Origin of the sequence: Thermobacillus sp. ZCTH02-B1 (assembly GCF_002159085.1) — a bacterium.
Lineage (GTDB): Bacteria > Bacillota > Bacilli > Paenibacillales > Paenibacillaceae > Thermobacillus.
The window spans coordinates 75,013-100,378 of sequence record NZ_LZRU01000019.1; the positions used below are offsets into that span (position 1 = coordinate 75,013).

Consider the following 25,366-nt stretch of genomic DNA (forward strand, 5'->3'; position numbering starts at 1 on the left):
CCGATGCGTCCGCGGGAAACGGCCGGAGATGCGGCGCTGCGGTCTGGACCCGGCCTGCCTTCGGCACGGGAGCGTTCCCGGCGGCGCACAGGAAAGGAGCGGAGGCATCTTGATCGGAGGGAAAGGCGGAGAAACGCGGGACGGCGTCCGCGCCGCTCCCGAACGGGTCGCGGCGAACGTTGAAGCGGCCCTGACGGATTCGGACGGTCTGCCGACCGGCGGAACTTGCGAGAGCGGCGGGATCGGCGGAATCGGTCGGACGGCTTGCGGAGGCGGGCCGGCTCCGGGCGGCGAAGACGCAGAAGCCGATTACGGCACCGTCGCGGAGAAAACCGGTCCGCTCGCCGGCGCAACCGGGCCGGCTCCGGGCGCCGAAGCCTGCGGAGTCGATCTTTATCTGCTCGCCGGCATCAAGACCTGGCCGACCTATTTCCGGGAACCGGCGGAGAGGTTGAAACGGCTGCTCGCCGAGGCCGGATATGCGATCGCCGAAGCGCACGTGCTGTATCCGTACGGCGATCACACGATCCCGATGCTGCGCCAGGTTCGGCAGGTGACGCGCGACGTCATGCGCCGGCTTGCGCCCGTGACCGATCTTGCGCCGCGTCCGGGCGCCGGCGCAGGGGAAACGGGGCGGCCGGTCATTCCGCCGGATGCGGAGGCGCTTGAGACGGGCGCCCGGCCGGGCATGCGGCCCTTGCTCCCGCGCTTCCGCTCCGCGGCCGAGGCGCGGCTGGATCGGCTCGTCGACATGATCCGCGGAAGGTCGGCGGGCCGCATCGTCGTGCTGGTCGGCCACAGCGGCGGCGGCGTCGCCGCCTGCCACGCGGGGCGCCGCCTGCTGGCCGAAGGCGCCGTGCGCGACCTGCGAATCGTCCAGATCGGATCGCCGAAGGTGCGCATCCATCCGGCCCTGCGGGACCGGACGGCGTATTTCTACGCCGCGGACGAGCGCGGACGCGTCCGGGACCCGATCACGCGGCTCGGCACCTGGGGCGGCGTCCGGCTGTCCGCTGCCGGCATTCCCGTCTGGGATTCCCGCCGCTGGGCGCCGGGCCATATCGCCCCCGTCGCGATCGAAGGCGGGCACAAGGACTATTTTCTTCCTTCGGCCGGCGCGCCGGGACGGGCCGCGAATCTCGAACGGACGGCCGCGGCGATCCTGGACTGGCTGGTCCGCTCGCTCCAACCCGTTGCGGCGGCGCCGCCCGACCGGCCGGAGACGCGCCGGTGAAGGCCGCGCGGCCGGATGCGGGCGGGTGGCGCGGCGCCATCCGCCGGCATGCTCATGCGCCCGCGGCATCGCCCGCCTTCCGGTCAATAGCCCCTGCCGTAATCGACGAGATTGATCAGCCGGTCCGTCTCCCCGCGCAAATAGATGGCCAGATTGGCGGCGAACAGATCGGCGACGCGCTCCTTCAGCCGGTCCGTGTGCCCGGCGGTGTGCGGCGTCAGAATGACGTTGTCGAGCTCCCACAGCGGATGGCCGGCCGGCAGCGGTTCCTCCTCGAACACGTCGAGCCCGGCGCCGGCGATCCGGCGATCGCGCAGCGCCTTGACCAGCGCGTCCGTCACGACGGCCGATCCGCGCCCGACGTTGACGAAGAACGCGGTCGGCTTCATGAGGCCGATCCGCGCCTCGTCGAAAAGACCGCGCGTCTCCGGCGTGTCCGGCAGCACGTTCACGACGTAGTCGCTTTCGGCGATCGCCGCGTCCAGCCCGTCCAACCCCGCGACCCGGTCGAAGGCGGGATGCGGGGCGGGCGTGCGGCGGATGCCGATCGTGCGCATGCCGAAGGCGCGGGCCAGCTCGGCGATCCGCGTGCCGATGGCGCCGGCGCCGACGATGAGCGCCGTCTTGCCGTACAGCTCCGTCAGCGCGGACGGCCGCTCCCATGCTCCGGCGATCTGGCTGCGCACGGCGAGGTGGATGCCGCGCGTCAGGCCGAGCATGTGCGCGAAGGCCGTCTCCGCGACCGCGATCGAGTGCACGCCCGCGGCGTCGGTCAGCAGCACGCCGCGCTCACGAAGCCGCCCGAGCGGCAGGCTGTCGATGCCGGCCGACCAAGTCTGCACCCACCGCAGCTTCGACCCTTCCCCGAGGCACAGTTCCTCCACCCGCGCGTTCCAACCGCATATCACTTCCGCGTCGCGATAGACGTCCGGTCCGATATCGGCCGTGCGTCCGAATACGATGTTCCGTCCGGGCGCCGCCCGGCGGATCTTCTCCTGTTCGGCCGGGCCGAATCCGTGCAGGCACAGAATGGTTCCCATCGGCTCTCTCCTCCGGTTCCGCGATGCATTCCCGACCATTATAACACATCCCCGAACCGGACCGAGAAACAGCGAGCGTCGCCCGGACGTTGCCGCTTACATCGGGAATGGGCCGCGAATGACCCGAATGCGCCGGTTTTCCAGTCCGGAGCGGATGGACTATAATGGTGGCATACCAAGTCCGTCGAGGGAATATGAGGAAAAGGATGTGAAACGATGATCGGATTGGAGACGCCGTTTGAACTGAAGGGTCTGAAGCTCCGCAACCGCATCGTCATGCCGCCCATGTGCCAGTATTCGGCGTACGGCGAAGACGGCATGCCGACGGACTGGCATTATGTGCATTACGTGTCCCGCGCGATCGGCGGCACCGGTCTGATCATCATCGAGATGACGAACGTCGAGCCGGCCGGCCGCATCACGAACCGCTGCCTCGGCCTCTGGTCGGACGACCACGTGCCGGCTTTCCGGCGCATCATCCGCGCGTGCCAGGAGCACGGCGCGAAGGTCGCGATCCAGATCGCGCACGCCGGTCGGAAGGCGGAGGACGAGCCGGTGCCCGTCGGTCCGATGGCCGAAGCCTACAGCGAGCGGTACCGGACGCCGCGCGCGCTGACGACGGAGGAAGTCAGGGGACTCGTGGTCAAATTCGCCGAAGCGGCCAGACGGGCGGTGGAGGCGGGCGTCGATGCCGTCGAGCTGCACGGCGCGCACGGCTATCTGATCCACCAGTTCCTCTCGCCGTATTCGAACCGGCGCGACGACGAGTACGGCCGCGACCGCGGACTGTTCGCCGAGGAGGTCGTCCGGGCCGTCAAGGCCGTGCTCCCGCCCGACATGCCGCTCATCTTCCGGCTGTCGGCCGTTGAGTACGTCGACGGCGGCTACGACCTCGACTACTCGCTCGAATTCGGCGAGCGGCTCAAGGCGGCGGGCGTCGACATCTTCGACGTCTCGTCGGGCGGCGAGGGCAAGCCGGGCAAGCGCAAACCGTCGGACACGCCCGGATTCCAGGTGCCCTACGCCCGCGCTTTCAAGGAGAAGCTCGGCGTTCCGGTGATCGCCGTCGGCAGGCTGGACAATCCGCAGGTGGCGCAGATGGTGCTCCGGAACGGTGATGCCGATCTCGTCGGCGTCGCGCGCGGCATGCTGTATGATCCGTACTGGGCGCTGCACGCGATCCGGGCGACGGCCGGGCTGTCCAGGGAGATCGCCCCGAAGCAGTACGAGCGCGCGTTCTGACGGACACGGACGGGACCTTCGCGGAAGAGGCGGGGGTCCCTTTTTTTGCGCGGATTCGCTTTTTCCTCCGAAAAGGAGTATAATGGCAGGAACAGCCGCCCGCCGGGGAGGACAGGCCTTGTCCTCCTTCAGCCCTGCGGGCAGGGGAGGAAACCTTCGTTGTCGGGAACCCCCGCCTTCACCCGCCGGGAGGAGCTGGCGAACGCGATCACCCACGGCATCGGCGCCGCGCTCAGCCTGGCCGCGCTGGCGGTGCTCGTCGTCTGCGCCGCCCTCAGGGGAACGGCGCTGCACGTCGTCAGCTTCGCGGTATACGGCACCGCCATGCTCCTGGTCTACACCGCGTCGACGCTCGTCCACAGCCTGCCCGAGGGAAAGGCGAAGCGCGCGTGCGAAATCGCGGATTACGCTTGCATCTATCTGTTCATCGCGGGCACCTACACACCGGTCGCGCTGCATGCCGTGCAGGGCGCGCTCGGCCGGACGCTGCTTGCGGCCGTCTGGACCGCGGCCGCGGCCGGCATCGCGTTCCAGTCGCTGTTTCCGGGGCGCTACCCGGTCGTGTCGACGCTGCTCTATATCGCGACGGGCTGGATGATCGTCGCCGCCTGGGAGCCGCTGGCCGGGCGGATGGAAGCGGACGGACTCGCCCTGCTCGTGCTCGGCGGCCTGGCCTATACGATCGGGACGGTCTTCTTTCTGTGGAGGAAGCTGAAATACCACCACGCCGTCTGGCATTCGTTTGTCGTCGCCGGGTCCGCGCTGCATTTCTGCGCGATCCTGTTCCACCTGCTGCCGTAACGGCGACGCAAAAAGGCGGAGCTCCCCGGGGAGTCTCCGCCTTCATTTGCGCTTTGGGGCATTGCCGTCCATCACGGCGCCGAGCACCCGTTCCCAGAGCGGCCACGGCAACAGCGCGCGCGCCGCGAACGCGAGCCGGATGCCGGCTCCGGCCGGGTATTGGAAGCGGCGGACGCGCCCGCGCTTCCGGGCGATGCGGACGATCCGTTCGGCCGCGAGCCGCGCGTCGGGCGCCCGTTCCGCCGACCGCCGGGCGAGCTCGAGCATCCGCTTGAACTGCGGGCGGTAGGCTTCGGGCGCGTCCTCCGGCAGGCCGCCGAAGCCCTTCTCCCAGATGCCCGTCCGGTACGAGCCGAATTCGACCAGCACGACGTCGATGCCGAGCGTCCTGAGCTCGTGGCGCAACGCCTCGCTCCAGCCGGCGAGGGCGAATTTCGACGCGTTGTACGCGGCGAAGCCGGGCATGCCGATGCGTCCGCTGACGCTGCCGACCTGCACGATCAGGCCGGAGCCGCGCCGGCGCATGCCGGGAAGGACGGCGCGGACCGTCTCGACGGCGCCGAACAGGTTCACGTCGAACTGCCGGCGCCAGACTTCCGGCGGGAGCGTCTCCGTATAGCCGCCCGCGGCGAAGCCGGCATTGTTCACGAGCACGCCGATGCCGCCGAAGCGGGATTCGGCCTCTTCGACGGCCGCCCGGATCTGCCCGGCGTCGGTCACGTCCATGGGAAGCGGGAGGATCCGGTCCGCCAAGCCGGCTTCGCGCGCCCGCCGGAGCAGCGCGTCCGCGCGTGACGGGTCGCGCAGCCCCGCGGCCACCCGAAAGCCGTTCGCGGCGAGCAGGACGGCGGTCTCGAGCCCGATGCCGCTGCCCGCGCCCGTGACGAGGGCGGTCCGGGGCCTTGCGGACCGGTTCCCGCCGGCACGCGCGGATTCATCGTGCCGCCGGATGTCCGTGCCGCCGGCCGTCGCGTCCGCGCCCGTCCGGGCCGGTATCATGTCGATTCCCCCTTGTTCTTCGCCCGGCGCGCCTTCCATTTCCGGTACATCGCCAGGCTTTCCTGCAAATATTCCGCTTCCTCTTCCGTCAGATTCTCCTTCAGAAGCTGCGGCCAGCGGGACTTGTCCGCATTGCCGCCGTTCCTGTCGGTCTTGTCGGCCCTGGCGGCCGGCTCGCGCCCGAACAGGTAGTCGACGGACACGCCGAACAGGTCGGCCAGCTTGACCAGCGTCTTCAGGTCGGGCTCGTTCACGTTGTTCTCGTATTGGGAGACCGTGGACTTGGCCGCGTTCAGATAGGCGGCGACCTGCTCCTGGGTCATGCCCTTCGCCTTGCGAAGTTGCCGCAGCCGTTCGCCGATCATGGCGCATTCACCCGTCTGTCATGATGGAGATGGTGATGGAGTCTATAACATTGTACACGATGAATGAATCAACACCTTTCGTCATTCATGAAACGTGTATTATTTCTTGATTTTTCCGTGTGGATTTCCTATAATCAGGAAATGTGGTTCACGAAACATGAACCGATTCATGGACCGGAACCCGATTACATGGCAGCGAGGAGGGTTATCGTGACACTTTATGCAGGCGAGTCGGCATGGCTCGTCGTGGCGGCTTTCATCGTGGTCTCGGCGGTCATCGTCCACGAGATCGTTACCCGGCGCGGAGGCTGGGGACGCGGCAAATCCAGGCGGAACGACCGCGACAAGCGCGACAAGGAAGACGGATAAGCCAGGCGCCGGTCAATCGTCTTCCGCGTCGAATTTGACGCCGAGCGACGCCGCCCAGGCGGGATCGCGGCGGGCGAGCGCGAGGAAATAACCCCGAAGCGCATGATTGCCGTACCCGGGCCCCGATCGGAATTCGACCCGGACCAGCCCGGGAACGTGGCGATAGAAATAGAAGGCCTGCGTCACCAGCGACATGCATACCGGCGGCGGCAGCCGCGTGACGAGGTCGTGCGGATTCGCGGCGCGGTGCGATTCGGGCACCAGCCTGCCGAAGCGGCAGGCGAAGCGGGGATCGCCGACGCGCGGCGCGCCGAACGTGTAGACGACGGGCCGCCTCCCGGCGGATGCGAGATCGGCGGCGGCGAGCACGGCCAGCGCGCCGCCCAGGCTGTGGCCGGCGATGTACAGCGTTTTGGAGCCGGCGATCGATCGAATCGCTTCCGCCATTTCGCCGCGCACCGAATCGTAGATGCGCGCGAATCCTTCGTGGATCCGGCCCATGCGGGGCGCGAACGGGCAGGGAATCTGCCGGATCAAGGCATCCGACACCCATTCGTCCGTGCGGATCGTGCCGCGGAACACGAGCACGGCGTCCCGGTCCGATTCGGCGAGGAAGGCGAGCGTCGACGGGACGCCCGCGTACGCCTTGCCCTTGAAGGCGGCCGTGAGCCGGTACCCGGGCGGCATCGCCACCGGGTCCCGCGGCCGCTTGTACTTCACGTAGGTTTGCTGCAGAACGGCCATCAGCACCAGCGCCCGCCTCACGCTCCAGCCTCCGGTTTCCTCCTCCATGCGTCCCACCTCCGAAGGTTTTTGATCCGCATTCAAGGACAACGTATGACGGCGGGAGGGGGAAGATGCCTGGAAGCGGACCGGCGGTTGTCCGATGTTTGGCGGGGATGGCAAAATCGCAGACAACCATGGCCAAACAGGAGAGTGGATCGGACCGCGTTATCTTTTACAATGGTGGACGTGAAGGGCGATGGACGCGCGTTCGTACGCCCGGCATGCGCGCATTACGGCGGAAGGAGAGATCGGTTTTGGCGATTGTGCAGTTTCCGAAGGGCTTCGTCTGGGGCGCGGCGACCGCCGCGTTTCAGGTGGAGGGTGCGTATCAGGAGGACGGGCGCGGCCTGTCGATCTGGGACACGTTCTGCCGGATCCCCGGCAAGGTGCGGAACGGAGACAACGGCGACGTCGCGTGCGACATGTACCACCGGTACAAGGACGACATCCGGCTGATGAAGGACCTCGGCATCACGTCCTACCGCTTCTCGGTGGCCTGGCCGCGCATCATACCGGACGGTTCGGGCGACGTCAACCCGAAGGGCATCGAGTTCTACCGCCATCTGGTGGACGAGCTGCTCGCGAACGGGATCGAGCCGATGCTGACGCTCTACCATTGGGATCTGCCGCAGGCGTTGCAGGACCGGGGAGGCTGGGCGAACCGCGAGACGATCGATCATTTCGTGAAGTACGCCGAGACGGTGTTCCGGGCGCTGGACGGCAAGGTGAAGCTGTGGGCGACGTTCAACGAGCCGTGGTGCATCTCGTTCCTTTCCCACTATCTCGGCCATCATGCGCCGGGCCTGCGCGACCTGCAGACGGCGATCGACGTCGCGCACAACGTGCTCGTCGCGCACGGCAGGACGGTCCGCCTGTTCCGCGAGCTCGGGATCAAGGGCGAAATCGGCATCGTCCCGAACACCGAATGGGCGGAGCCGTTTTCCGACAGGGAAGAAGACGTCGAGGCGGCCTGGCGGCGCCGCGGCTGGCTGAACGAATGGTTCATCCGGCCGGTCATGACGGGCGAGTATCCGGAGAAGCTCGTCCGATGGTTCGAGAAGCTCGGCGGCAAGCCGAAGATCGAGCCCGGCGACATGGAACGGATCGGATCGAAGATCGATTTCCTCGGCATCAACTACTACACGGGCTCCGTCGGCCGTTACAACCCGGAGGAGGGCGACCTGTTCGGGTATGAGGAAGTGCCGATGGGCTGGGACAAGACCGACATCGGCTGGAACATCTATCCGCAGGGGCTGTACAACGTGCTGACGTACATCAAGCGGGAATTCGGCGACATCCCGATCTACATCACGGAGAACGGCGCCTGCTACAACGACGAGCCGGGGCCGGACGGCCGGGTGCGCGACCAGCGGCGGATCGAGTATCTGAAGAAGCATGTGCTGCAGGTGGCCCGCGCGATCGAGTCGGGCGTGAACGTGAAGGGATACTACGTTTGGTCGCTCATGGACAATTTCGAATGGGCATTCGGCTATACGATGCGCTTCGGCATCCTCTATGTCGATTACGAGACGCAGGCGAGGATCAAGAAGGACAGCTTCATCTGGTATCGCAGACTGGCGAGGAACAACTACCTCGAGGTGTGACGTCGGCGGGTTCGGCCGGCCGGGACGATGTCCCGGTCGGTTTTTTGTTTGCGGTGGAACCCGGCGGGTTCGCGCCGATCACCGCCGTCTGGCGCGCTTCGAACGGGACGGCGCGGCCGCCCCGGCTTCCGGCCCGATCCGCGGTCCGGACATGCCGCCGGGTTCGTCCGGGAACGCGCCGTCCCGCAATCCCGCCCTTCGCCCGCCGTCGCGCCCGGGACGGGCTCCGTTGCGCCTGTCGGCCCCGGCCGGCCGTACAAGCCGGCGCAGCCACGCGTAGAGGGCGAGGGAGAGCAGCGCGGCGCCGCCGCAAACGGCCGCGAAGCCCCACGGCTCGTCGGCAATCGCCGCGCCTCCCGCGCGCAGCCCCCAGAAGGCGCCCGCCGCCGCGGCCGGCACCGGCAGCAGGGCGGCCAAGGCGAGCGCCCGCGGCGGGGCGCCCTTCGGCGCCGCAACCGCGCCGTCCAGCGCGGCCAGCGTCTCGATCGCCGCGGCGTGGCGCCCGATCAGCGCGCGGACCAGACCCAGCCGGCGCTGCAGCCGGCGGTAGGCCTCGCTGTCCGTCAGCCGGCTGCCGAACGCTTCCGCGGCGGCCGAATCCGCCTCGACCAGGGCGAGGAGATGCCGGTTCCACTGCAGCAATTCGCGCTGCATGCCGGCGATCGTGCCGGCCGGGATCGGCCGGCCGGCGTACTCCGCCTCCGCCGCGTCCAGCCGGCGCTCGAACGCTTCGAATCCGGCGCGCAGCGTCTCGAGAGCGGCCGTGAGGATGACCGCGAACGCCTCGGGAGCGCTGCCCGCGCGGCCGATCCGTTCCTCCCACGGCGAGCGCTGCAGGCGGAGCATGAACCGGAGATCGAATTGCAGCGTGACGAGCCGCTTTTCCGTCAGCCAGAAATGAAGCGGGCAGACATCCCGCTCGTCCGGCGACATGCGCAGCGGCAGCGTGCCGAACACCGTGTCGCCGGCCTCCGGCGTTTCCGTCATGACGACGCGCGTGTCCCGGCGTTCGACGGCGTCGTCAAGCCAGTTTGCGCATTCCGGAAGCCGCCGTTTGACGGCGGTGAGCGCGGCCGACCGCGTCATGCCGGCCAGCGGAACCGTCCCTTCCGTCTCCGTGGCCTCGACGGAGCCCGGCGCGCCGGCTTCCGCCGCGCCTCCGCCGATCGGCGCATCCTTCGGAAGATGCTCCGCCGGGTGCGGCTGTCCGGCGCCGGCCGGCGCCGGTCCCGGCCGCTTCGCCCCGGACGTCGCTGACAGCCATTCCGCCGGCACGCGCCCGTCGGTCAGCAGGTGCCATTCCCAGCCTGCCGGCATCCGCAGCATGCGGTGATTCATGTCGTCCCTCCATTCGGGCGATTGCGGGCTTGTCCGAATCACTCCCATGATACTGCCGGCGGCCGCATCGAACAAGGGACCCGTTACCGCAGTTGCCGCACCTCCCTGTCGTGAAGACGGTCTGTCCTCCTGACCGGCTCCTGGTCCGACGCCTGGTCCGGCATCCTGTCCGACAACCACCGCCGCAGCTTGCGGATCGCGCGCCGCTGCATGCGCGACACGCTCATCTGCGACACGCCGAGCCGTTCGGCGACCGCCCGTTGCGGCAGGCCGATGTGGAACACGAGCCTGAGCACCTCGGCTTCTTCCGGCTTGAGCCGTTTCATCGCCCGTTCCAGGTCGAGCCGGCACTCCACCGCCGTGAATTCGTCGCCGGGCCGGCTGATCCGGTCGCCCAGCGTGGACAGGCTCTCGTCGTCGAACACGGGCGTGTCCAGCGAAACGCACCGGTACATGTCGCGGCCGGCCAGCACCTCCAGCGTCTCGTCCCGGGTCAGGCCGAGACGTTCCGCGATCTCCTCGACGCTCGGCGCGCGCTCGAGCTGCGCGGTCAGCTCGTCGATCGTCTGCCGGACGTGGAAGCCCTTCTCCTTGATGTGCCGGGGTACCCGGACGTACCAGGACTTGTCGCGCAGATAGTTCTTCATGTGTCCGACCATGCTCTTCATCGCGTACGTCTCGAATTGTGCGCCGGTCGTGGCGTCGTAGCGGCCGAGCAGGCGGAACAGCGCGAGCCTGCCGACCTGGTGCAGATCCTCGTACAGGTCGGGGTTGTTGCGCGATATGCGCGACGCGGCCATCCGGATCATCGGCTCGCACACCTCGATCACCCGCGCCGCGTTCTCGCGGGACGGGCTGGCCCGGTAGACGGAGAGCAGCGCGTCCGTTTCGGACGGCGACGGCTTGGGCGGACGCCTCATTCGCATAACCACCTCGCTTGACCGATGCTTTTTTCCGATCAACCTCCTTATCGTATTCCATTTTAATAAAGTTATTACATTATTAACCATAATCCATTCGAACCGGTGCCGGATGCCCGTCCTCCGTCCGGATTCGACACCGGTCGATCCGGTTCGTCAACCTCGTCCGGGCGAACCTATCCGGCGCATCTGTTCGCGGTACGCCGTCGGCGGCATGCCGCAGATGCGGCGGAACTGCTTCGAGAAATACAGCGGGTCCTGGAAGCCGACGGAGGCGGCGATTTGCTCGACCGTAAGCTCCATGCGCTCGCGCAGCAGCCGGCGGGCATGGTCGATGCGCAGCCGAAGCAGGTAAGCGACCGGCGTCATGCCGGTATGCCGCTTGAAGACGCGGGACAGGTAGGCGCGGCTGAAGCCGAGCGTCGAGGCCATCAGCTCGATCGAGACCGGCTCCGCGTACTGCGTGGACAGATAGTGCACGATCCGCCGGACGATGGCATTGCCGCCGGCGCCGGGGCCGGGCACGGGCAGCGCCTCGCGGGCCAGCGCCTTGCCGTATTCGGCCATCAGCAGCTTCAGGTAACCTTCCGCCTCCAGTCCCGCCAGCCTGCCTCCCCCGCGGAAGGCGCGCTGAATCCGTCCGATCAGCGCGGCCGGCCGGAGGCCCGGGCCGGCGTCGACGACGGGGCGCGACGCCGAGAAGCCGGCGGCGCCGACGAGCTCTCCGCTCCGTGAGCCGGCGAACGCGACCCACCGGTACTTCCAGGGATCGTTCCGGTCCGCTTCGTATTCGATCAGCCGTCCGGGCTCGATGAGAAAAGCGTGCCCCGCCCGCAGCCGGTACTCGGCGCCGTCGACGCGGTAGACGCCGGTGCCGGAGAGCACGTGATGAAGCAGCCAAAAGTCGTATACCTTCGGCCCGATCCGGTGGCCGGGGCGGGTCTGGCTTTCGCCGGAGAACAGCACGTTCAGGTCGCCGTGCTCGATCGAGACGGGATTGGAGACGACCATGTAGGTCGGGGTGCGCATCGCGGCAGTGTGTTCCATGGTTCCATCCTCCGCAGACGAGTGTAGCTGCATCAAACATAACAAACATGGAGCGCGCCGGACCACCTGTTTGCCGCAATGAGGTCACAAAAATCCATGCCGAATTCACTTTCCGCCATTCGCCCGCCCCGCGCCGCTCCGCTATACTGGAGCTGACGAACGATAACACGATGACGAAGGAACGTGATGGCGATGGCGGATCTCGCGAGCTTGAAACGGCAGTTCATCGAGCGCTACGGCGGTACGGAGGCGGGCATCCGGATCTACCACGCGCCGGGGCGCGTCAACCTGATCGGGGAGCATACGGACTACAACGGAGGATACGTGTTCCCGGCGGCGCTGACGTTCGGCACGACGATGCTCGTGCGCGCGCGGACGGACGGCACGATGGGGCTCGCGTCGACGAATTTCCCCCTGGCCGGGCGGATCGATCTCAAGTCCGTCACGTACGATCCGGACGACGAATGGATGAACTATCCGAAGGGCGTCGTGCGCGAACTGATGCAGGCGGGCTTCGATCTCGGCGGCGGGTTCGACATCCTGTACTGCGGCGAAATTCCGAACGGCGCCGGCCTCTCGTCCTCAGCGTCGATCGAGGTCGTGACGGCATACGGGCTGCTCGAGCTGAACGGTCATCCGACGGACACGGTGGAGATCGCGAAGCTCGCGCAGCGGGCCGAGAATGAATTCGTCGGCGTCAAGTGCGGCATCATGGACCAGTTCGCGGTCGCGAACGGCAGGCGGAACCACGCGATCCTGCTGCTGTGCGACACGCTGGAATACGAGCTGGTGCCGTTCGAGAGCGGTCCATACCGGCTCGTCATCGGCAACACGAACAAGCGCCGCGGGCTCGCCGACTCGAAGTACAACGAACGGCGCGGCGAATGCGAGCAGGCGGTGCGGGACCTCCGGGCGGCGTTCCCGGATCTCGGGCTGCTCGGCCGCCTGACCCCGGACGAGCTGCGGGCGCATGAGCATCTCATCGGAAACGAAACGGTGCGCCGCCGCGCGCGGCACGTCGTGGAGGAGATCGACCGGGTGAGGCGGTCGGTCGAGGTGTTGAAGCGCGGGGATCTCGAGGCGTTCGGCCGGCTCATGAACGCGTCCCACGACTCGCTGCGCGACCTGTACGAGGTGACGGGACCGGAGCTCGACGCGATGGTCGACGCGGCGCGGAGCGTGCCGGGCGTGCTCGGCTCGCGCATGACCGGGGCCGGCTTCGGCGGCTGCACCGTGTCGCTCGTGCACGAGGACGCGGTCGAGGCGTTCCGGCGCGAGGTCGGCGCCCGCTACCGGGAGGCGACCGGCCTCACGGCGGATTTCTACGTCTGCTCGATCGGCAACGGCGTCGAGCGGATCGAATGACCTGACGCGCGTTCCGCGGTTCGGGAAGGACGGAAAGGAGCGGATATCATGGCGATCCTGGTGACGGGCGGAGCGGGCTACATCGGCTCGCATACGGCGGCGGCGCTCCTCGAGCGCGGGGAGGAAGTCGTCGTCCTCGACAACCTGCAGACCGGACATCGGCGTGCGGCCGAGGGCTGCATTTTCCACGAAGGCGACATCCGGGACGCGGAAGTGCTGGACCGGATTTTCGAAACCCACGACATCGACGCGGTCATCCACTTCGCGGCGAATTCGCTCGTCGCGGAGAGCATGGCGGATCCGGGCCGCTACTACCACAACAACGTCTACGGCACCCTCTGCCTGCTCGAGCGGATGCGGGCGCACGGCGTGAAGCGGCTCGTCTTCTCGTCGACCGCCGCGGTGTACGGCGAGCCGGAGCGCGTGCCGATCGGGGAGACGGACCGGACCGAGCCGACGAACGCCTACGGCGAGACGAAGCTCGCGATGGAGCGGATGATCCGCTGGTTCGGCGCCGCGCACGGCATCGAGAGCGTTTCGCTTCGCTACTTCAACGCGGCCGGCGCGCACGAGAGCGGGCGGATCGGGGAAGATCACGATCCGGAGACGCACCTCGTGCCGATCGTGCTGCAGGCGGCGCTCGGCAAGCGGCCGCACGTCGCGATCTTCGGTGACGACTATCCGACGCCGGACGGGACATGCATCCGCGACTACATCCACGTCTCGGACCTGGCCGACGCGCACCTGCTCGCCCTCGACCGGCTGCGCCGCGGCGAGGGAAGCGCCGTTTACAACCTCGGCAGCGGCCGCGGGTTTTCGGTCCGCGAGATCATCGATCAGGCGCGCCGCGTGACGGGACGCGACATACCGGTCATCGTGCAGCCCCGGCGCGCGGGCGATCCGGCGGTGCTCGTCGCTTCGCCGGAGCGCGCGAAGCGGGAGCTCGGCTGGCAACCGCGCCGGTCCGACATCGAGACGATCATCCGCACCGCCTGGGCGTGGCACTCCGCGCATCCCGACGGATACGGAGACCGGTGAACGGCTGACCGCGGGAGGAGGACATCATGACCGAACCGAAATCCGAAGCGCCGGTGACGGCGGAGCAGGCGCGGGAAGCGCAGGCGGCGATCGGCCGGCTCGTCCGTTACGCGCTGCACCACGGGCTGATCCGGCCGATCGACCGGGACTGGGCGCTCAACGCGCTGCTCGATCTGTTCGGCTTCACGGAGCCAGGCGCCGCAGAGGAGACGCTGGCAAAGGAGGATGAGCCGGTGCCCGGCGAGGCCGCGCCGATCCTCGCGCCGCTCATCGACTTTGGCGTCGCTTCCGGGCTCGTGCCGGACGACACGACGACATCCCGCGACCTGCTCGACGCCCGGATCATGGGGCTCGTCATGCCGCGTCCGTCGGAAGTCGCCGAGACCTTCGCCCGGCAGGCGGAGCGCGAAGGCATCGAGGCGGCAACGGATGCGTTCTACCGGCTGAACATCGCGTCGAACTACATCCGGATGGACCGCGTCCGGCAGAACGAATACTGGGTGTACGGAAGCGAATACGGCGGCATCGAGATCACGATCAACCTCTCGAAGCCGGAGAAGGATCCGCGGGAGATCGCGCGCCTCCGGGCGATGCCGCCCTCGAGCTACCCGAAATGCCTGCTCTGCCCCGAGAACGTCGGCTACGCGGGCCGGCCGGACCATCCCGCCCGCCAGAACCTGCGCGTGCTGCCGCTCAGGCTGAACGGCGAGGACTGGTATTTCCAATACTCGCCCTACGTCTATTACAACGAGCACAGCATCGTCCTCCGTGCCGAGCACGTGCCGATGGCGATCACGGAAGCGACGTTCCGGCGGCTGTTCGATTTTCTGGACCGGTTCCCGCACTACTTCGTCGGGTCGAACGCCGATCTGCCGATCGTCGGCGGGTCCATTTTGAGCCACGACCATTTCCAGGCGGGCCGCCACGTCTTTCCGATGGAGAAGGCGGAGCCGGAGGAGATGTTCCGCCATCCGGATTACCCCGGATTGACCTGCGGCGTCGTCCGCTGGCCGATGTCGGTGCTGCGGCTTGCGGGATCGAGGCGGGAGGAGCTCGAGGAGGCCGCGTCGGCGCTCTTGGCCGCCTGGCGCGGCTACTCCGACCCGTCCGTCGGCATCCTGGCCCATGCGCAGCAGGTGGACGGCCCGCCGCAGCCGCACAACACGATCACGCCGATCGCCCGCCGGAAGCCGGACGGCCGGTACGAACTCGATCTCGTGCTGCGCAACAACCGGACCAGCGCAGAGCATCCGGACGGCATCTTCCATCCGCACCGTCATCTGCATCACATCAAGAAGGAGAATATCGGGCTGATCGAGGTGATGGGGCTCGCGGTGCTGCCCGGCCGGCTGAAGGGCGAGCTGCGGCAGATCGCGGCCATCCTGACGGGCGAGCGGCCGTACGATCCGGATGCGGTCGCCGACCCGTCGCATCCGCTTCGTCACCATGCCGACTGGATCGCCGGGCTCGTGCGCGCGCACGGCACGCGCCTCGGGGCCGCAGACGCGGAGCGCCTGCTCCGGGAAGAGGTCGGCCGCAAGTTTGTCGAGGTGCTGCGCTGCTCGGGCGTGTTCAAGCGCGACGAGGCCGGCCGCGCCGCCTTCGCCGCCTTCGCGGAATCGGCGGGCTGGCGCCGCTGACCGCTTCCGGCGGGGAAAGGCCGGCGACCCGACATGCGCCGCCGTTCCGGATTCGGCGTCCGGGCGGCCGGCGATTTTCATTTTCATTGGAGCCCGGAATCGAAATACGGGCGTTGCCGATCGTGACATGCCGGGCCGTCCTCCTTCCGCGGGGACGGCCTTTCTGTCGGACCGGAATGCCAACAAATGCATGAACATAAAAAACCTTACAAGAACATTGATTATCCCGAAATTTTTCATTAAGATATGGAAAGAATTATAAAAAAATATTTGTACGGCAGATCGGTGCCGCCATGCCGTGCATACCCGGGAGGTATGGAATTTGACGGTCAACATCATGCCCTTGGAGGAGTTCATGAAGCTGGATGCGGACCAGCAGGTCGAGCAGCTCAAGCGTTACAAGCTCGACTACACGCTGAAGGACATCCGGGAAGCCTGGGGGCTCAAGCATTCGGCGCAATATTACATGCTGCTCAAGAAACTGCGCATTTACGATCGTGTGGTCAACAGGTCGGACAAATTCTATCCCGAGCAGCTTGTCTACGAGCGTTCCGATTCGCGTCCGTACGGTTACGTCGATCCGCGGCATGCGCTGGCCGCCGTGAAGCAGGACCATTTCAGCTACCAGCTCAACGTGACGCTGCCCGGACCGGAACTCGCCGACAAACTCGAGCGGATCGCCTTCTTCCTCAAGGGGGAGAACAAGCGGATCAGCGTCAAACTGGTGCTGGAAGCGGAGGAAAGCGGTACGAACGGGGAGCAGGCGGCCGGCGAATCGTCCGAGGAGCAGGCGGCCGCGGCAAGCGAAGGTTGAGCCGCTTCCGTCGGACCCGGGGCGCGTCCGTCATTCCGTCGCCTCCCATTTCCGGCGGTCCGCCGCCGCAATTGCCGAATGAACGGGACGCCAGGGCGGCGCCGCCTGACAGTGCGCCCGCGGATCCATGCGAAGGAGGGCGAAGCCCGGTGCGCAAACTTGTGGACGAGGCGGGATTGGCCAAATTTCTGGCCGAAATCGCCGCCGAACAACCGGATCCGGACCGGATCGTCATGCTCTGCATCGGAACGGACCGGTCGACCGGCGATGCGTTCGGGCCGCTGCTCGGCACCCGTCTCCTGCGGGACGGATGGCCGCATGTTTACGGGACGCTGCGCGATCCGTGCGACGCGGAGCGGCTGCCGGACGTGCTCAAGGCCCTTCCGGCCGGCAAGACGGTGATCGCCTTCGACGCATGCCTCGGCTCGCCCGCGAATGTCGGCAGATTCTCGGTGGCCCGCGGGCCGCTCGTACCGGCAGAAGCGGTCGGCAGGCGGCTGCCGGCTGCCGGACATTTCAGCGCCGCCGCGGTGGTCGCCGCCCGGACGGCGAAGCCTTACCACGCATTGATGACCGCGCCGCTGTCGCTGGTCGTGGACATGGCGGAGTGCGCCGCCGACGCGGCGGCTGCGGCCTGGAAACTGACGGGGGGACGAACATGAGCGAACCGATCTCGATTGCGGAGAGCCGGACCGGAGAGGGAACGGCTTATCTGGCATACGGCCGGAAGCGGCGGGCAGCCGATCCGGCCGTCGTGTTGCTGCACGGCTTCTGCGGAAGTTCCGCCTACTGGGAAGAGACGCTGCCTCACCTCGGGGACGCCGGACGGTTCATCGTGCCGGACTTGAGGGGGCACGGGCGGTCCGGCGCGCCGGAGGGCGACGTTTACCGGATGGAAGATTTCGCGGACGATCTCGCGCGGCTGCTGGATGCGCTCGGCGAGCGCGAAGCGGTCGTCCTCGGCCATTCGCTCGGCGGCTATGTCACCCTGGCATTCGCGGAGCGGTATCCGGGCCGTCTGCGCGGGTTCGGCCTGATTCATTCGACCGCGCTGCCCGACACGGAGGAAGCGAAGGCCGGCCGCGACCGGACGGCGGCCCGGCTGCTTCGGGAGGGCGCGGCTCCGTTCGCAAACGAGCTCGCGCTGAAGCTGTTCGCGGCGGAGAACCGCGCGCGCATGGCGGACAAGGTCGCGCGGGTGGCTGCGATCGGCTGCGGCACGTCGCCGGCGGGAGCGGCCAGGACCGCGCTCGGCATGAAGGTGCGGCCGGACCGGTCCGGCCTGCTGCGCGACCCGCGCTTTCCGGTGCTGCTCGTTGCGGGTGAAGGCGACGAGATCGTCGCGCCGCAGCGCACGTTCCTCGACATCGAACGCCCGGGCTTGAAAAAGGTGCTGCTCTCCGGCTGCGGCCACATGTCGATGCTGGAGGCGCCGGCGAAGCTGGCGGAGGCGATCGCCGGGTTCGTCGAAGAAGCCGCCGCGGCGCGGAATTGAAGGCGCCGGCGAAGGAACCGCCGAAGGCAGCGGCATCGCATCCGGGAAGACGTCCACGGCCGAAAGCGAAGGGCAAAATCATGCGCCGGTTTTCTTTCCTGCCGGAAGGAAATGCGTGAAACATGTCGAAATCTCTTCTGTCACCATACGCGGACGGACGCCGCTGATGCCGATTGTCGCAGAAAACCGGTTTGTGATAAGATTATGGTGGAAACTACCTATATTTAGTAATGTGGTGACCTCTTTGGAATATGCGTTGTGGCTCGATTTCGGCCTGTTCTGCGTGACATCGGCGCTGTTCGTCTATATGTTCATTTCAAGCTCGATCACGCGGCTGCACAAGGTGTATCTGGCGTTTCACGCGAGCCTGCTTCTGTGGCCGCTGTGCCAGTTTGCCTCGGAGACCACGGACGACCCGTTCTTCCAGGCGTTCTATCTGAAGTTCGGGTTTGCGGGCATTTCCGTCGTAGGGGTGGCCTGGACGTTCTTCGCGGTGCTTTTGTCGGGGCGTTCGTATCTGCTCAACCGGCGTTCCATGACAGCGCTTGCGATTCCGACGGTCGCTCTCGTCATCCTGATTCTGCTCAATCCGTCGGGAGCGTTCATGGAGCCGTTGGGCGAGGATTACACCAACCGTGTGTACGGGCCGATCTTCTGGGCGATGGTCGCCGTTCAGTTCATATATCTGGCGTTGTCGTCCGCCCTGCTCGTCAGAACCTTCCGCGACCAAGCCGCGCCCAGGCAGCGGCGCCAGATCCGGATGGCGATGACGGGCATGATCATTCTGGCCGGATTCGCGCTGGCCGACACGTTCGTGAACATCTTGCTCGACGCCGAACTGCCGAACGTGACGGGGCTCACATCCCTGGGGATTCTGTTCTCGGTCATCTATTTTGTCATCGCGATCCGGCGATACGGCGTGTTCGACGTCGTCCGCATCGCGCAGGTGAACGTCGTCGACAGCATGTCGGCCGGCGTCGCGGTGCTGGACGAGCATGACGTGGTGCTGGAGACGAACCGCGTGTTCCGCCGGCTGTTCGATATCCGGACAGGCGACCGGCTCCGGATCGAATCGTTGCTGGAACCGCTGGATGTCGAGGGAGGCGTCGATTCGTTCCTCCATGCGTATCGCGGCAATCCGCCGCGGCCCGCGCAGATCGAGGTGACGTTCAGGGAGAACGACGCGTTCCGCCACGTGGTCATCCACGGCGAGCCGATCCTGGCGAACGGCGCGTTGATCGGCCGGGTGCTGACGTTCCAGGACGTGACCGAGCTGCGCTCGCTTGTCGAATCTTCCTATCGGCAGAATGAAGCGCTTCAGCAGCGGAACCGCGAGCTGGTCGAAATGCAGGCGGAGCTGTATGCGATGAACCAGCAGCTCGAGCGGATGGCGATCACGGACAGCCTGACCGGCTGCTACAACCGGCGGTACCTGATGCAGCAGCTCGAGCACGAGATCATGACGAACATCCGGTACAACATTCCGTTTGCGATTTTCCTGTTCGATATCGACCTGTTCAAATCGATCAACGACGTTTACGGCCATCTGGTGGGCGACGAGGTCATCAAGAACACGGCCGACACCGTTCGCCGCGTTCTTCGCCGGACCGATATCGTGGCGCGCTACGGCGGCGAGGAATTCACCGTCTATCTGCCGCACACGAACCGCGCGCAGGCGCTGATGCTGGCGGAACGGATCCGGGAGGCCGTATCGGCGAGCGAGATAAGCACCGGCAAGGATGGCCAGACCATCCGGGTCACGATCAGCATGGGCGTGCTCGCCGTGGAGGATAGCGATCCGAGCCGCCTCGACGACGTGAAGGAATACCTCCGGGAACTGTTCGCCAAGGCCGACGCTGCGTTGTATCAGGCGAAGAACGGCGGCCGGAACCGGATCGTGGCCGCCGATTGACGACCGTATTTCCGAACCGGGAGGTGCGGCATGCGCAGCAAAGGGCAGATTGCGGCAATCGCATATTCGACCTTTGGCAGCGCAGCGCTGCTGGGTTTCTATGCGATCCTCGACGGGCATGCCATCAATCCGGCGGCGGCGATGCTGGTCGCCGTGTTCCACGTGCTGGTGTTGCTGCCCGGAGCATGGCTGGCCGGACGGGCGTATGACCGGTTTCGGAAGATCGCGATGCAGGACGAGCTCACCCGGACCTGGAACCGGAAATACGTCTCGGTCATGATGCCGAAGCTGCTCCGTCAAGCTGCGAAGCGGGGGAAACCGCTGACGGTGTCCCTGATCGACATCAACGATTTCAAACTGATCAACGACTCCTACGGCCACCAGGCCGGAGATCAGATGCTGCAGCTCATCGTCGGGGCTCTCCGCGGCTGCGCGGAGAAGGGAGAGATCGTTGCGCGCTGGGGAGGCGACGAGTTCCTGTTCGTCAGCCCGGGCTGCCGGGTCGGAGAGCCGATCGCCGAGGCGGTCGGCAAGGCGATGGACAAGCTGTCGAAGCGGATCGGCACGCGGGTGACGGCGTCCGTCGGAACCGCGGTCTTCCCGGAGGACGGCGATACGCTGCAGATGCTGCTTCATCATGCGGACCGCCGCATGTACGAAGACAAGGAGAACCGGAAAGGAATCTGCGACCGGCAGACCATGCTGCAGGCATAAAAGCAAAGCTCGGGTTGCTGAAGAGGAAGGATATGGCATGAGAAGGGTGCACATCAGTATGGTTCGGCCGGGAGAGAAGCTCGCGAGGCCGATCATGCGGGAGAACGGCAGCGTTTTGCTTGGCGCCGGAGTGGAATTGAGCGAGCGTTTCATCGAGCGGCTGCGCAACCTGGGCATCGATGTCGTGTACGTGGAAGACGATTGGACGCACGACATCATCCCCGAGGAGGTCATCCGTCAGGAGACCTACCAGCGGGCGGTCGACACGATCTACCGCACGGTCGGCAGCCTGCTGGACTCACCTGCCAACAAGGGACGGGCGGCCGTCCCGGATCTCGGCCGGACGTTCCGGCAGCTGTTCGGCGAGATCATGCATGATCTGCTTCAGTGCAAAGACATCATGTACAATCTGGCCAACATCCATGTGTCGGACGCTTATCTCTTCCAACATTCCGTCAACGTGGCCGTACTCGCCGGCATCATGGGCATGGCCAAGGGATACAACCGGAACCAGATCGAGGAGCTGGGCATCGGCGCGCTGATGTTCGATATCGGCATGATCCGGGTGCCGAAGGAACTGCTGCACAAGAAGTCGCCGCTCACGCCGGAGGAGCGGGCCGTCATCGAGAAGCATACGACGGAAGGGTTCGACATGCTGCGGGTGCAGCACGACATTCCGCTGGTGTCCGCGCATTGCGCGCTTCAGCATCACGAGCGGTACGACGGCTCGGGATATCCCCGCGGACTGAAGGGACAAGAAATCCACGAATACGCGCAAATCGTGGCCATAGCGGACGTGTACGACGCGCTTACCTCTCCGCGCTCCTACCGCAACCGCTACTCGCCCTCCGAGGCGATCGAGTACCTGTTCGGTGCCGGCAACACGCTGTTCGACCTGGAGTTGATCAAGCTGTTCTGCCGGCACATATCGGTCTATCCGGTGGCGACGACGGTCATGCTGAACACGGGCCAGATCGCCGTCGTGACGGCCAACAACCCGCTTGCCGTCCATCGTCCGGTCGTGCGCATTCTGCGTGAGGCCGACGGGCGGCCGGTCAGGCATCCCTATGAGATTGACCTGCAATACGATACGCAGCTCATGATCGTGAAGGAGCTGTGAAGCGGATCGTTCCCGATCCTGCGCCCTGTCTGCGCATCCGCCGTTTCGGGGCCGTGCCGGCGTTCGCCGGTGCGGCCCTTCGTTGTCGGCGGCCCGCATCCGCATCCGGCCGGCGCGGTCCCGTCAGCCGCCGAAGGCCGCGCGGAACGCCGCGCCGAGCCGCTTCGGCTCCACGTCCCAGAGCGCCGCGATCGCGGGACAGACGTTTTCCTCCCACCAGTCGGCCAGCTTCTTGCGGTTGTCCCGGTTCTCGTGAATCCAGATCAGATTTTCCGCCACCTTGCGAAAATACAGCTTCTCCGCCTCCTCGATCTTGTCCGGCGGAATGTACCGTCCGAGCCGCTTGATCGTGCGGTACAGCTCGACGCTGCAGGCTCGGCGGATTTGGCGCGCGGACGGGTAGACGGCTTCGTGCCTGCCCGCCGGCTTCCGCGGTCTCATCGGCCCCATCACCTCGCCCTGCTGCAGGATTGCTCCCCGCATTGTATGCACGGCGATGGGCGGAGGGCACCGGGCCTTTCCGCGGGGTCGGGGCTCCGGAATGCCGCCGCGGCCGGATCGGCGCCCAAACCGGATCGGCGCTTCGGCAGGCCCCGCATCCGGCCGGACGGGCGCTTCGGCCGAATCGGCGCCTTGGCCGGACGGCCGGACCGACGCTTCCGTTGGATCCGTGCCCCGGCCGGATAGCGGGCCGGCGCTTCGGTTGGATCCGTTCCACGGCCGTACAGCCGGGCCGGCGATTCCGAAGGAGCCGCATCCCGGCCGGTCCGGCGCCTCACAGGACGGTGATGTAGCCGACCATCGGACCGTTCTGCCCGAGATCCCGGTGCGTCAGGCACAGGATCGGGTAGGTGCCCGCATGTTCCGCCGTGAAGCGGACGACCGTCGTTTCCCCTTTGCGGACGATGCCGCGGACGCCGAGCCCCTCGATCACGAACGGATGGCTTGCACCGTTGACGCCGGTGATCCGCAGCTCGACCGGCTGCCCGCGGTTCACGACGATATTTCCGGGATCCCAGCGGTACACTTCGATCTTCCGCCCGTCCGGCCCCGTGCTGCTGAACTCGCCCGTCACGAGATGGAAGACCGCGGCTTCCGCGGGTTTTCCGCCCGCGAGAATCGCCGGCTCCCATTTCAGGTAAGCCAGCGCCAGGAGAACCGCCGCCGCGAGCGTGAGCGCGAGGTAGAGCGTCCGTTTGCGGATGACATACACCTTGGGCATGGCCCGACACCTCTCGCATAGAATGTTCATGGACAATCTATGCGGGGGATGGTCCGGGCATGCCGGACATGGCGCGTTTCAGGAACCTGTCACCATGGGGATCGCCGCGATTTTTCCCGGTAAAAAAGATCGCCGTTCGCATGAAAGCACCGGGTTCGCCCATGTGGCGGTCCGGCGGACGGCTGTGGTAGAATAGGGGACAGATTGCCGGATGTTCGGAGGTGCGGGCGGTTGGAACAGTGGATCACCGAATTCATGGAACAGTACGGTTACTTCGGCATTTTGCTGCTCATCATGATCGAGAACCTTTTTCCGCCCATCCCTTCGGAGGTCATCCTGACATTCGGCGGGTTCATGACGACAACGTCGAACCTGACGATCTTCGGCGTCGTGCTGGCTTCCACGCTCGGTTCGCTGGCCGGTGCGACGCTGCTGTACGGCGTCGGGCGGGTGTTGTCCGCGGAGCGGCTCGAGGCGATCGTCGTCCGCTACGGCGCGGTGCTCCGGCTCAAGCCCGAGGATATCCGGAAGGCGGACGCCTGGTTCGACCGGTACGGGACATGGGCGGTGTTCTTCGGCCGGCTGGTGCCCGTCGTCCGCAGCCTGATCTCGATTCCGGCCGGAAGCTCCGGCATGCGCTTCCCGACGTTCCTGGCGCTCTCGACCGCCGGCACGCTCATCTGGAACACGGCGCTCGTCAGCCTCGGCGCCGCCGTCGGCGCCTCCTGGGACATCATCGTGCATTACATGGATCTGTATTCGTACGTCGTGTACGCGCTGCTGGCGTTGGGCTGCGTCGCCGCAGCCGGCTGGTACGTGCGCAGCCGCGTGCTGAAAGGGCGCAAATAGCCGCCTCGCCCCGCCGCACGGTTCCGCAGGGGCGGGACGGGCGGAGAACGGGCCGGCGGGCCGTTGAGACGGGCCAAGGGCTCTGGTAACATGGGATGAAGACGGGAAAGGGAGGCGATCCGGCATGGCGAAATCGGTGGCGGACAAGCTGGGGCGCGGCATTTCGCCGCGGGAGTTCATGGACGGGATGAAGCAGAACCGGGAGACGTTCGTCTCGCTGTACGAGAACTTCGAATGGCCGAGCGACGAGGACCGTGCGTTCTTCGAATCGCTCCGGTTCCGGGACGATCTGCGCTGCCTGATCCTGATGGCGGACTGGTGCGGCGACTGCGTCAAGAACATTCCGCCGGTGTTCCGGGCGATGGAGGCAGGCGAAGTGCCGGTCGACGTGCTGATCAAGGAGGAGCATCCGGACACGATGCGGCAGTTTCTGACGCTCGGCGGCGAATCGATCCCGGTCGTCATTTTCGCCGATACGGGCGGCGCGGTGCTCGGCACCTGGGGGCCGCGCCCGGCCCACGTGCAGGAAGCAATGGTCCGGTTCAAGCAGGAACATCCCGACCGCAGCGCTCCGGACTATCAGGAGAAGCTGGCAGCGGTGCGCGAAGAGATCCGAAGGAGGTACGGAGAGGGCACGGGTTACCAGGCGCACGTCCTGCGGGAAATCCGTGAGCTCGTCTCCGGTTTCTGACGATGGCGGCGGAAGACATTCGCATCGAGACCTATACGCTGGGGGCGCTGGAGACGAACGCGTATCTGGTGATCAATCCGGAGGGGACGCGGGCGTTCGTCATCGATCCGGGCGACGGACCGGAACCTCTGCTCAGGCGGATCGATGAATTGGGCGTGAAGGTCGAGGCGATCGTGCTGACCCACGCGCACTTCGACCATATCGCGGGCGTCGGGGACGTGCGCCGGGCGTGCGGCTGCCCGGTCTGGGTGCACGGCCTCGAGGCGGACTGGCTGACCGATCCGCGCAAGAACGGCTCCCTGCTCTGGCCGGACGTGACGCCGCCGATCGCGCATGAGCCGGCCGAGCATACGCTGGAGGACGGCATGGACCTCGAGCTCATCGGCCGCAGGTTCCGGGTGATCCATACGCCCGGCCATTCGCCGGGCAGCGTCAGCCTGCTGCACGGCGGCCATCTGTTCGGCGGGGACGTGCTGTTCCGGATGTCGGTCGGGCGGACGGATCTGCCCGGCGGGCGGATGGAGGATCTCGTCGATTCGATCCGGAACAAGCTCTATCGGCTGCCGCCCGACACGCGCGTCTATCCGGGACACGGACCGCAGACGACGATCGGCTTCGAAATGGCGCACAATCCGTATGTGCCCGCCTGAACGGAATCGTACGTACCCGCATGAACGGGCATGACGGGGAGAACCTCGCCTCCGGGCGGACGGCGGGGATTTTTTTTGCACTTTCGAAAAAAGGTTCCGTCACGGGGCCGG

General features: G+C 66.6%; 26 protein-coding genes. 17 read left to right on the forward strand and 9 right to left on the reverse strand.

What is annotated here, in order from left to right; genetic code table 11:
• Nucleotides 1–109: 109 nt before the first annotated feature.
• A complete protein-coding gene (locus A9Z00_RS08640; protein WP_296975925.1) occupies nt 110–1,234 on the forward strand; it encodes an alpha/beta hydrolase family protein in 1,125 nt (374 codons plus the stop codon).
• 83 nt (nt 1,235–1,317) lie between these two features.
• Here A9Z00_RS08640 and A9Z00_RS08645 read toward each other — a convergent pair whose 3' ends face one another.
• Nucleotides 1,318–2,274, reverse strand: a complete 957-nt coding sequence (locus A9Z00_RS08645) for a D-2-hydroxyacid dehydrogenase (RefSeq protein ID WP_296975927.1) — start codon at nt 2,272–2,274, stop codon at nt 1,318–1,320.
• Between the two features lie 216 nt (nt 2,275–2,490).
• On the opposite strand from A9Z00_RS08645, the gene A9Z00_RS08650 reads away from it, so the two are divergent.
• On the forward strand, nt 2,491–3,516 hold the full coding sequence (locus tag A9Z00_RS08650) for an NADH:flavin oxidoreductase/NADH oxidase (protein ID WP_296975929.1): 1,026 nt from the start codon (nt 2,491–2,493) through the stop codon (nt 3,514–3,516).
• A 159-nt stretch (nt 3,517–3,675) separates the two neighbouring features.
• A complete protein-coding gene (trhA, locus tag A9Z00_RS08655; RefSeq protein ID WP_296975931.1) occupies nt 3,676–4,317 on the forward strand; it encodes a PAQR family membrane homeostasis protein TrhA in 642 nt (213 codons plus the stop codon).
• Nucleotides 4,318–4,359: 42 nt separating this feature from the next.
• Here the strand turns inward: trhA and A9Z00_RS08660 are convergent, their stop codons facing one another.
• Together A9Z00_RS08660 and A9Z00_RS08665 are read right to left on the reverse strand one after the other, a co-directional pair.
• A complete protein-coding gene (locus A9Z00_RS08660) occupies nt 4,360–5,316 on the reverse strand; it encodes an SDR family NAD(P)-dependent oxidoreductase (protein WP_296975934.1) in 957 nt (318 codons plus the stop codon).
• Nucleotides 5,313–5,681, reverse strand: coding sequence for a helix-turn-helix domain-containing protein (locus A9Z00_RS08665; protein WP_296975936.1), 369 nt, complete (start codon nt 5,679–5,681; stop codon nt 5,313–5,315). Before A9Z00_RS08665 ends, A9Z00_RS08660 begins: the two co-directional genes overlap by 4 nt.
• A gap of 210 nt (nt 5,682–5,891) precedes the next feature.
• Here A9Z00_RS08665 and A9Z00_RS08670 point away from each other — a divergent pair, with 210 nt between their 5' ends.
• Complete coding sequence (locus tag A9Z00_RS08670; protein WP_296975939.1) at nt 5,892–6,050, forward strand: hypothetical protein; 159 nt, start codon at nt 5,892–5,894, stop codon at nt 6,048–6,050.
• A 12-nt stretch (nt 6,051–6,062) separates the two neighbouring features.
• Here the strand turns inward: A9Z00_RS08670 and A9Z00_RS08675 are convergent, their stop codons facing one another.
• The gene (locus tag A9Z00_RS08675; protein WP_296975941.1) at nt 6,063–6,842 is read right to left on the reverse strand and encodes a lipase family protein; all 780 of its coding nucleotides are present in this window, start codon (nt 6,840–6,842) and stop codon (nt 6,063–6,065) included.
• A gap of 248 nt (nt 6,843–7,090) precedes the next feature.
• Here A9Z00_RS08675 and A9Z00_RS08680 point away from each other — a divergent pair, with 248 nt between their 5' ends.
• On the forward strand, nt 7,091–8,440 hold the full coding sequence (locus tag A9Z00_RS08680) for a GH1 family beta-glucosidase (protein WP_296975942.1): 1,350 nt from the start codon (nt 7,091–7,093) through the stop codon (nt 8,438–8,440).
• Nucleotides 8,441–8,518: 78 nt separating this feature from the next.
• On the opposite strand, the gene A9Z00_RS08685 is transcribed toward A9Z00_RS08680, so the two are convergent.
• The 3 genes from A9Z00_RS08685 to A9Z00_RS08695 form a co-directional block, all read right to left on the reverse strand.
• A complete protein-coding gene (locus A9Z00_RS08685) occupies nt 8,519–9,778 on the reverse strand; it encodes a CorA family divalent cation transporter (protein ID WP_296975946.1) in 1,260 nt (419 codons plus the stop codon).
• 83 nt (nt 9,779–9,861) lie between these two features.
• Nucleotides 9,862–10,698, reverse strand: coding sequence for a sigma-70 family RNA polymerase sigma factor (locus A9Z00_RS08690; protein WP_296975948.1), 837 nt, complete (start codon nt 10,696–10,698; stop codon nt 9,862–9,864).
• A 156-nt stretch (nt 10,699–10,854) separates the two neighbouring features.
• Complete coding sequence (locus A9Z00_RS08695; RefSeq protein WP_296975952.1) at nt 10,855–11,745, reverse strand: AraC family transcriptional regulator; 891 nt, start codon at nt 11,743–11,745, stop codon at nt 10,855–10,857.
• Between the two features lie 192 nt (nt 11,746–11,937).
• Between A9Z00_RS08695 and A9Z00_RS08700 the strand changes: the two genes are divergently transcribed.
• From A9Z00_RS08700 to A9Z00_RS08740, 9 genes are all read left to right on the forward strand, one after another.
• Nucleotides 11,938–13,110, forward strand: coding sequence for a galactokinase (locus A9Z00_RS08700; protein WP_296976387.1), 1,173 nt, complete (start codon nt 11,938–11,940; stop codon nt 13,108–13,110).
• 48 nt (nt 13,111–13,158) lie between these two features.
• Complete coding sequence (gene galE / locus A9Z00_RS08705) at nt 13,159–14,148, forward strand: UDP-glucose 4-epimerase GalE (protein WP_296975955.1); 990 nt, start codon at nt 13,159–13,161, stop codon at nt 14,146–14,148.
• Nucleotides 14,149–14,174: 26 nt separating this feature from the next.
• Nucleotides 14,175–15,788, forward strand: coding sequence for a UDP-glucose--hexose-1-phosphate uridylyltransferase (locus tag A9Z00_RS08710; protein WP_296975958.1), 1,614 nt, complete (start codon nt 14,175–14,177; stop codon nt 15,786–15,788).
• Between the two features lie 322 nt (nt 15,789–16,110).
• Nucleotides 16,111–16,602, forward strand: coding sequence for a hypothetical protein (locus tag A9Z00_RS08715; RefSeq protein ID WP_296975961.1), 492 nt, complete (start codon nt 16,111–16,113; stop codon nt 16,600–16,602).
• Nucleotides 16,603–16,751: 149 nt separating this feature from the next.
• Entirely contained in the window at nt 16,752–17,264 is a 513-nt protein-coding gene (gene yyaC / locus A9Z00_RS08720; protein WP_296975963.1) for a spore protease YyaC, read from the forward strand.
• Entirely contained in the window at nt 17,261–18,097 is an 837-nt protein-coding gene (locus A9Z00_RS08725; protein ID WP_296975965.1) for an alpha/beta fold hydrolase, read from the forward strand. Before yyaC ends, A9Z00_RS08725 begins: the two co-directional genes overlap by 4 nt.
• 244 nt (nt 18,098–18,341) lie before the next feature.
• Complete coding sequence (locus A9Z00_RS08730; RefSeq protein WP_296975968.1) at nt 18,342–20,009, forward strand: histidine kinase N-terminal 7TM domain-containing diguanylate cyclase; 1,668 nt, start codon at nt 18,342–18,344, stop codon at nt 20,007–20,009.
• 30 nt (nt 20,010–20,039) lie between these two features.
• On the forward strand, nt 20,040–20,723 hold the full coding sequence (locus A9Z00_RS08735; protein ID WP_296975971.1) for a GGDEF domain-containing protein: 684 nt from the start codon (nt 20,040–20,042) through the stop codon (nt 20,721–20,723).
• Nucleotides 20,724–20,760: 37 nt separating this feature from the next.
• The gene (locus A9Z00_RS08740) at nt 20,761–21,843 is read left to right on the forward strand and encodes an HD-GYP domain-containing protein (RefSeq protein WP_296975974.1); all 1,083 of its coding nucleotides are present in this window, start codon (nt 20,761–20,763) and stop codon (nt 21,841–21,843) included.
• A gap of 123 nt (nt 21,844–21,966) precedes the next feature.
• On the opposite strand, the gene A9Z00_RS08745 is transcribed toward A9Z00_RS08740, so the two are convergent.
• Nucleotides 21,967–22,284, reverse strand: a complete 318-nt coding sequence (locus A9Z00_RS08745; protein ID WP_296975977.1) for a dehydrogenase — start codon at nt 22,282–22,284, stop codon at nt 21,967–21,969.
• A gap of 334 nt (nt 22,285–22,618) precedes the next feature.
• Complete coding sequence (locus A9Z00_RS08750) at nt 22,619–23,065, reverse strand: cupredoxin domain-containing protein (protein ID WP_296975980.1); 447 nt, start codon at nt 23,063–23,065, stop codon at nt 22,619–22,621.
• 231 nt (nt 23,066–23,296) lie between these two features.
• On the opposite strand from A9Z00_RS08750, the gene A9Z00_RS08755 reads away from it, so the two are divergent.
• The 3 genes from A9Z00_RS08755 (at nt 23,297) to A9Z00_RS08765 (ending at nt 25,255) form a co-directional block, all read left to right on the forward strand.
• On the forward strand, nt 23,297–23,914 hold the full coding sequence (locus A9Z00_RS08755; protein ID WP_296975982.1) for a DedA family protein: 618 nt from the start codon (nt 23,297–23,299) through the stop codon (nt 23,912–23,914).
• Nucleotides 23,915–24,038: 124 nt separating this feature from the next.
• Entirely contained in the window at nt 24,039–24,605 is a 567-nt protein-coding gene (locus tag A9Z00_RS08760; RefSeq protein ID WP_296975984.1) for a thioredoxin family protein, read from the forward strand.
• A gap of 2 nt (nt 24,606–24,607) precedes the next feature.
• Complete coding sequence (locus A9Z00_RS08765) at nt 24,608–25,255, forward strand: MBL fold metallo-hydrolase (RefSeq protein WP_296975987.1); 648 nt, start codon at nt 24,608–24,610, stop codon at nt 25,253–25,255.
• Nucleotides 25,256–25,366: the final 111 nt, after the last annotated feature.

What these genes read in the sequence shown, in the direction of transcription:
- galE (WP_296975955.1), top strand. Translation starts at nt 13,159, where the DNA reads ATGGCGATCCTGGTGACGGGCGGAGCGGGCTACATCGGCTCGCATACG.
- A9Z00_RS08660 (WP_296975934.1), bottom strand. Translation starts at nt 5,316, where the DNA reads ATGATACCGGCCCGGACGGGCGCGGACGCGACGGCCGGCGGCACGGAC.
- A9Z00_RS08740 (WP_296975974.1), top strand. Translation starts at nt 20,761, where the DNA reads ATGAGAAGGGTGCACATCAGTATGGTTCGGCCGGGAGAGAAGCTCGCG.
- A9Z00_RS08700 (WP_296976387.1), top strand. Translation starts at nt 11,938, where the DNA reads ATGGCGGATCTCGCGAGCTTGAAACGGCAGTTCATCGAGCGCTACGGC.
- A9Z00_RS08685 (WP_296975946.1), bottom strand. Translation starts at nt 9,778, where the DNA reads ATGAATCACCGCATGCTGCGGATGCCGGCAGGCTGGGAATGGCACCTG.
- A9Z00_RS08675 (WP_296975941.1), bottom strand. Translation starts at nt 6,842, where the DNA reads ATGGAGGAGGAAACCGGAGGCTGGAGCGTGAGGCGGGCGCTGGTGCTG.
- A9Z00_RS08645 (WP_296975927.1), bottom strand. Translation starts at nt 2,274, where the DNA reads ATGGGAACCATTCTGTGCCTGCACGGATTCGGCCCGGCCGAACAGGAG.
- A9Z00_RS08745 (WP_296975977.1), bottom strand. Translation starts at nt 22,284, where the DNA reads ATGAGACCGCGGAAGCCGGCGGGCAGGCACGAAGCCGTCTACCCGTCC.
- A9Z00_RS08735 (WP_296975971.1), top strand. Translation starts at nt 20,040, where the DNA reads ATGCGCAGCAAAGGGCAGATTGCGGCAATCGCATATTCGACCTTTGGC.
- A9Z00_RS08765 (WP_296975987.1), top strand. Translation starts at nt 24,608, where the DNA reads ATGGCGGCGGAAGACATTCGCATCGAGACCTATACGCTGGGGGCGCTG.
- A9Z00_RS08650 (WP_296975929.1), top strand. Translation starts at nt 2,491, where the DNA reads ATGATCGGATTGGAGACGCCGTTTGAACTGAAGGGTCTGAAGCTCCGC.
- A9Z00_RS08690 (WP_296975948.1), bottom strand. Translation starts at nt 10,698, where the DNA reads ATGAGGCGTCCGCCCAAGCCGTCGCCGTCCGAAACGGACGCGCTGCTC.
- A9Z00_RS08665 (WP_296975936.1), bottom strand. Translation starts at nt 5,681, where the DNA reads ATGATCGGCGAACGGCTGCGGCAACTTCGCAAGGCGAAGGGCATGACC.
- A9Z00_RS08695 (WP_296975952.1), bottom strand. Translation starts at nt 11,745, where the DNA reads ATGGAACACACTGCCGCGATGCGCACCCCGACCTACATGGTCGTCTCC.
- A9Z00_RS08760 (WP_296975984.1), top strand. Translation starts at nt 24,039, where the DNA reads ATGGCGAAATCGGTGGCGGACAAGCTGGGGCGCGGCATTTCGCCGCGG.
- A9Z00_RS08710 (WP_296975958.1), top strand. Translation starts at nt 14,175, where the DNA reads ATGACCGAACCGAAATCCGAAGCGCCGGTGACGGCGGAGCAGGCGCGG.
- A9Z00_RS08725 (WP_296975965.1), top strand. Translation starts at nt 17,261, where the DNA reads ATGAGCGAACCGATCTCGATTGCGGAGAGCCGGACCGGAGAGGGAACG.
- A9Z00_RS08750 (WP_296975980.1), bottom strand. Translation starts at nt 23,065, where the DNA reads ATGCCCAAGGTGTATGTCATCCGCAAACGGACGCTCTACCTCGCGCTC.